At 71.7% G+C, this 5,781-nt stretch carries 3 protein-coding genes and 2 pseudogenes; 2 read left to right on the top strand and 3 right to left on the bottom strand.

Annotation, left to right across the window (positions count from 1 at the left end; genetic code table 11):
- Together AB0I76_RS21045 and AB0I76_RS21040 are read left to right on the top strand one after the other, a co-directional pair.
- Window positions 1-707, top strand: a pseudogene (locus tag AB0I76_RS21045) (glycoside hydrolase family 43); the annotation flags it as partial.
- A 286-nt stretch (window positions 708-993) separates the two neighbouring features.
- Window positions 994-2,961 (top strand): tachylectin-related carbohydrate-binding protein, encoded by a 1,968-nt coding sequence (locus AB0I76_RS21040; protein ID WP_357037970.1) that lies wholly within the window; start codon window positions 994-996, stop codon window positions 2,959-2,961.
- A 68-nt stretch (window positions 2,962-3,029) separates the two neighbouring features.
- On the opposite strand, the gene AB0I76_RS21035 is transcribed toward AB0I76_RS21040, so the two are convergent.
- The 3 genes and pseudogenes from AB0I76_RS21035 to AB0I76_RS21025 all read right to left on the bottom strand — a co-directional run.
- Window positions 3,030-4,328, bottom strand: coding sequence for an ABC transporter substrate-binding protein (locus AB0I76_RS21035; protein WP_357037967.1), 1,299 nt, complete (start codon window positions 4,326-4,328; stop codon window positions 3,030-3,032).
- A 16-nt stretch (window positions 4,329-4,344) separates the two neighbouring features.
- Window positions 4,345-5,445 carry a branched-chain amino acid ABC transporter permease gene (locus tag AB0I76_RS21030; RefSeq protein WP_357037964.1) on the bottom strand — a complete coding sequence of 367 codons (1,101 nt, stop codon included), beginning with the start codon at window positions 5,443-5,445 and terminating at the stop codon, window positions 4,345-4,347.
- Window positions 5,442-5,781: pseudogene (locus tag AB0I76_RS21025) on the bottom strand (branched-chain amino acid ABC transporter permease); the annotation flags it as partial. The pseudogene AB0I76_RS21025 and the gene AB0I76_RS21030, both read right to left, overlap by 4 nt.

The following is a 5,781-nucleotide window of genomic DNA, read 5'->3' as shown; positions in this document are numbered from 1 at the left end:
TGGCGCTGACCGCGGCCGGCGGCGACGCCGAGTTCGACAACGTCAGCCTCGCCCGGCTCTACCAGCCGGTTCGGCGGGCCGTGCCGCAGCCGCGCGTCGGCGCGCCGCTTCCGGCGTACTCCGACGAGTTCGCCGACGGCCTCGACGCCGACTGGACGTGGGTCCGTGAGGATCCGGCGGCCACCGTGTCCGGCGGGTCGCTGAACTGGCCGGTGCAGGGCGCCGACCTGACCGGCACCGGCAACACCGCCGGGGTGCTGCTGCGCGACGCCCCGACCGGCGACTACGTGGTCGAGACGAAGGTGACCCTCGACCTGGGTGAGGAGACCGTCCGCAACTACCAGCAGGCCGGTCTGGTGGCGTACGTGGACGACGACCGGTTCGCCCGGCTGGCCCAGGTGGCGATCTGGAACACCCGCCAGGTCGAGTACGGCTACGAGCTGCCCTTCGCCGGGCGGCCGGTGTACGGCGGCAACATCGTCGGCACCCCGGCGACCACCACGTGGCTGCGGCTGGCGCACCGGGTCGACCCGGCCACCGGCGAGCACGAGTTCCGGGCCGGCTCCAGCCGGGACGGCCGGACCTGGACGTGGGGCGGTGTGTGGACCTTCCCGGCCGACACCACGCCCCGGATCGGCCTGGTCGCGCACGGCGGCGCCGAACCGCCGGTGACCGCCGAGTTCGACTACCTCCGCTTCTACCGCTGAGGTGAACGGAAGGGCCTCCTGTTGACGCGCCTGGCGTGACAGGGGGCCCTTCCTTTCCTGCCGACCGCGGTGCCGCACGTTCGGCCAACTCCGCTTTGGCCCGACATTCCGGGCGGGGCAGCGAGGAGATCCGTGCTTCCGGCATGATGACCGTCGATCGTACGCACCGCGACGGTCCAGGCTCGTCCCGTGATCACCCGGGCCGGGGCCTCGTCCCACACACCCGCCACGGGGGAGGGTCTCCTTGCACGTGTCCACATGCTCCGGCCGACACGGCCGACGATTGGTGGCAGGGCTGGCAGCAGCCGTCACCGCCGCCGCCACGGCCGTGGCCGTCCCGTCCGCGCACACGCCCGCCCGTGCCGCTGACACGGTCACCTGCGGCTCCAGCGCCGCAGTGTTCGCCGTCACGTCGACGGGCACCCTCAGGCACTACCCGGTCACTGCGCCGGGCACCTCGACGAGCGTCTACCAGGGCTCGACAACCATCGGCGTCAGCGGGTGGACCACCTTCGGCAAGGTCCTGGCCGGGCCGAACCACCGTGTCTACGGCATCAACTCCTCCGGGCTCGCGCGCTACCGGTGGCTGGGTTCGGGCAGCAACTGGGAACTGGTCGACGGCAAGCAGGCATGGCGGATCAGCACCGGCTTCACCGAGTACGCATCCGGCACCCTGAAGAACAAGATCACCGTCGACGAGATCGGCGACTTCTACACCGTCGACGCGGCCGGCCGGCTGAACTGGCACCGGTTCGACGAGGCGGCGAAGACCTGGGCCTTCACCGATCGGACCCTCGACACCGGCTGGGACCAGTACGACCTGATCGTCGCCGCCGGCGTCGGTGTCCTCTACGCCCGCCGGCCCGACGGGACGCTGCACCGCTACCGGTTCGACCCGGTCAGCCAGCGGTGGATCGACCGGGCACGTCAGGTCGGCACGGGATGGCAGATGTTCACCAAGGGCGTGTTCTCCGCAGGCGGCGACACGCTGTGGGGCATCAGGGCCGACGGCATCCTCAACCAGTACCGGCTCCGGGAGGACACCTGGGCCTGGGCGGTCCACCGCACTACGGCGAACACCGGGTGGGGCGGCTTCCTGAACGTCACGGCGACCACCGACACGTGCAAGCTGACCGCCTCGCACACCCCCGCCCGCCCCAGCACGCCGACGCGCACCAACACGGCGGTCGCGGTGCTCCAGGCGCCGGCCAGTGGCACCGCACTGGGCACCGTCGAATACGCCTACACCGACAACACCGGCCGCCTGCTGCACGGACGCCAGAACCCGGACAGCTTCAGCTCGGTGCAGTGGGCGGGCGCACCGGGGCTCGAGGCGTACACCGGAGTTCCCGCCCTCGTCGCCGACAGCGGCAGCCGGATCCGTGTCGTGGCCCACGTCGACAGCAGTGACGTCCGGTCGCTGGACCAGAAGCAGCCGGGCCTTCCCGACTGGCACCCGTCGCTCGACCTCGGCGGACGGATGCTCTCCGAACCAGCCGTCGCCCGGCTCTCCGATGCCAGCCTCGTGGTCGTCGCCTCGGACGGCGCGGGAGCGCTGTGGTTCCGGCGTCAGGACGGCACCACCGGCGACCTGCGAGCCTGGGAGCGTCTGGGCACGACCACCGGCCTCACCGGCACGCCGGTGCTGACCGCCCTGGGTGACCGGTCGGCCGCCGTCCTCGTCCGCGACGCTGCGGGCACGCTGCACGTCGCCACCTACCGTGACGGGACGCTCGGGGCCTGGAGCAGCCTCGGCGGAACCGGCTTCACCGACACTCCGTCCGTGGTGCTCCGGCCCGGGCCGCGCCTGATGGTGTTCGCGCGCCACACCGACGGCACGGTGCAGGTCCGCTCGCAGGCCTCCGACGGGACCTGGCCGGGCGCCTGGACGCCGGTCGGCGGCGGCGCCGTCGCGGTCGGTTCCCCCTCGGCGGTGCTCAATCCGGTCAGCGGCACGGTCTCCGTGTTCGTGCGGGACGCGCAGGGCACCATCCAGCACTCGTACGAGACCACCGCCGGCGGCTCGACGTGGCGGGAGTGGCAGACGGCCAGCACCGGAGAGGTCTACGTCTCGGACCCGACGGCCTTCGCCTTCACCAACAGCAACGGCGCGCAGATCGCCTACGTGGTGCGTACGTCGGCAGCCGTCCGTGTCTACCAGGCCCAGGACCCGGGGACCCTCGGAGCCGCTCGTAGCACGGGCGTGACCGCCGGGTTCTCCCAGCAGGACCTGCCGCAGCCGGATCAGGGCTGACGGATCCTCCGTGTCGGGCCCCGGACGGGGCCCGACACGGAGGGTGCACGGCACCCGACGGCCGCGGTTCAGAGCTTCTCGTAGCAGGGGCCGTCCAGGGTGTACGCCTTCGCCGTCGGGCCGGTGAACAGGTCGCGGACCTGGCTCACCCCGGTCGGGGACGCCTTGTCGGGCTTGTAGATGGCGGTCACGCGGACGGCGCCGTCGTTCGGCCCGGCCGCGTAGTTGCCGGCACCGGAGGGCAGCATGCCCTCGTAGTCCACGTTGGTCAGCGACTTCACCGCCTTCACCAGGCCGGCCCGGGTCAGGTCACCGTCGGCGACCGCCTTGGCCAGCGCCGCCTTCAGCGGATACGACCAGACCCAACCCGAGGTGTAGCCGTCGTTCGGGGTGACCCCGGGCAGGGCCTCCCGCAGCGCCTTGTGACCCGGGGTGTCCGTGGTCCAGGTGTTCCACGGCGCGGTCTGCTCGTACTTCGCCAGCAGCGCCGGTGCGGCCGGGCTCTGCAGCAGCGCCGGGTTCCAGGTGGGGCTGGTGCCGATGAACCGGCCGGCGAAGCCGCGGGCGGCGGCCTGGCCGACGATGGTCGCGGCGTCGGCCGGGCCCATGGTGAGCACCACCAGGTCCGGTTTGCCGGCGAGGATCGCCTGGATCGCGCCGGCCTGCTTGTCCGCGCCGGAGTCGGTCTTGACATCGGTGAAGGTCATGCCGAGCGCCTGCGCGGCCAGCTTGACCCCGGCCGCGGCGTCGTCGCCGTAGTCGCCGGCCAGGTGCACCGCCATCACCGACTTCGGGGAGTACGCCTCGCGGGCGTAGTCCAGCGCGTTCATCGACTCGACGCAGTAGTTGGCACCGGACTCGACGATCACGTCCTCGAACGCGTAGCCGGAGGTCCAGGCGGCCGGTGCGGCGATGACGTTGCTGGCCTTCATGTCGCCGAGGATCGCGCCGGTGGTGGGTGAGCCGAGGCTCTGGGCGAGCGCCAGCACGTTCGGCTTGATCTCCTGGTAGACCTGGTTGTGGGTCTGCGGGTTGTACTTGTTGTCCCGCACGTAGCGGGTCACGTCCACCTCGTAGTCCCCGATGCCGCCGGCCGTGTTGACCCGCTTCCAGAACGCCTTCTGCGCGTCGGTGATCGGCACCGCGAGGGCCCGGAACGGCCCCTCGGTGAGGTCGGAGATGATGCCGAGGTAGATGCATCCCTTGTTCTTGTCGACCGCCTCCGGGCAGGGCTCGGAGGTCACGCCCACGTCGGTCTTGAGCCCGGAGGCGTCGGTGGTGGTGTCACCGCCCCGGCAGGCGGTGAGGGTGCCGGCCAGCAGAACCACGGCCGCGGAGAGCGCGATCCGTGACGTCGGTTTTCCCATCGCTTCCTCACTTGTGTCAGTAGGAGAACGGCCACGCCTTCCAGTAGGTGCGGGCCCGGACCCAGAGGCCGAACAGCCCGCGTGGTTCGAAGATGAGGAAGACGATGATGAGTACGCCGTAGAGGATCGTCTCCACCTGGAAGACGTTCGGCACCTCGTTCGGCTGGGTGCTGACGAACGGCACCCACGCCTGCAGTTCCCGGGTGAGCCGGGGCAGCAGGGTGATGAAGAACGCCCCGGCGATGGCGCCGGAGATGGTGCCCGCGCCGCCGATGAGGACCATGGCGATGTACTGCACCGAGAGCAGCAGGCTGAACGACCCCGGGTCGAAGAACCCGGTGACGGTGTAGAGGAGTGCCCCCGCGCACCCGGCGTAGAAGGACGAGACGGCGAAGGCGAGGGTCTTGTAGCGGGGCAGGTTCACCCCGATCACCCCGGCGGCGATGTCCCGGTCCCGGATGGCGGTGAACGCCCGGCCGATGCGGGAGCGGGCGAGGTTGCGGGCGGCGACCGCGAAGACGATCAGCAGGGCCAGCATCAGCCAGAACAGCTTCTGGTCGCGGGTGGCGAAAGCGTCGGTGACCGCGAGCGGCCGGCCGAGGAACTCCAGGGTGGCCGCCGGCCGGCCGACTCCCGCGCCGCCGGTCAGCGCCGACCACTCGTTGAAGACGTGCTGACCGATGAAGACCAGGCCCAGGGTGACGATGGCGAGGTAGAGCCCGCGCAGCCGGGTGGCCAACGGCGCGACCAGCACCCCGGCGAGCGCCGCGACGAGGCCCGCGGCGGGCAGCCACAGCGCGATGTCGGTGACACCGAGGCCGATGACACGCCCGTCCGGGTCGCCGCTGAGGGCCGCCGCCGTGTACGCCCCGATGCCGAGGAAGAACGCGTGCCCCAGCGAGACCTGGCCGGCGTACCCGGTGACCAGGCCGAGACCGATCGCCCCGATCGCGGCCACGCAGCACACCGCGAGCAGTTGCAGCAGGTCGTCGGCGAGCAGGAACGGTAGCGCGCACGCCAGCACCAGCAGCGCCGCCGTCCACCACCGTTTCGCCGGGGTGTCGAGCAGGGCGAGGTCCTGCGCGTACGACGTGCGCAGCAGGGGTCTGCCCCTCATACGCGTTCCACCTCCCGGGTCCCGAACAGCCCGTACGGGCGTACCAGCAGCACGACCAGCATCAGCACGTACGGGGTGATGACCGAGACGTTGCCGCCGAGCCAGGCGACGTCGTTGGCGTACGTGGCGGTCACCTCCTGGAGCACACCCACGGCGAGGCCGCCGACCACCGCGCCGGGCAGCGAGTCCAGCCCGCCGAGGATGATCACCGGCAGGGCGGTCAGCGCGATCAGCCACAGTGCCCCGTCGACGCTGCCGCCGGCGGCGGCGAAGGTCCCGGCGACGGCGGCCAGCCCGCCGGCCAGCGCCCAGCTGATCGCGAAGACCGCGCCGACC

The organism is Micromonospora sp. NPDC049799 (genome assembly GCF_040656655.1).
Lineage (GTDB): Bacteria > Actinomycetota > Actinomycetes > Mycobacteriales > Micromonosporaceae > Micromonospora.
Note: the sequence above shows the minus strand (reverse complement) of the source record. Positions and strands in the feature narration are given on the sequence as shown.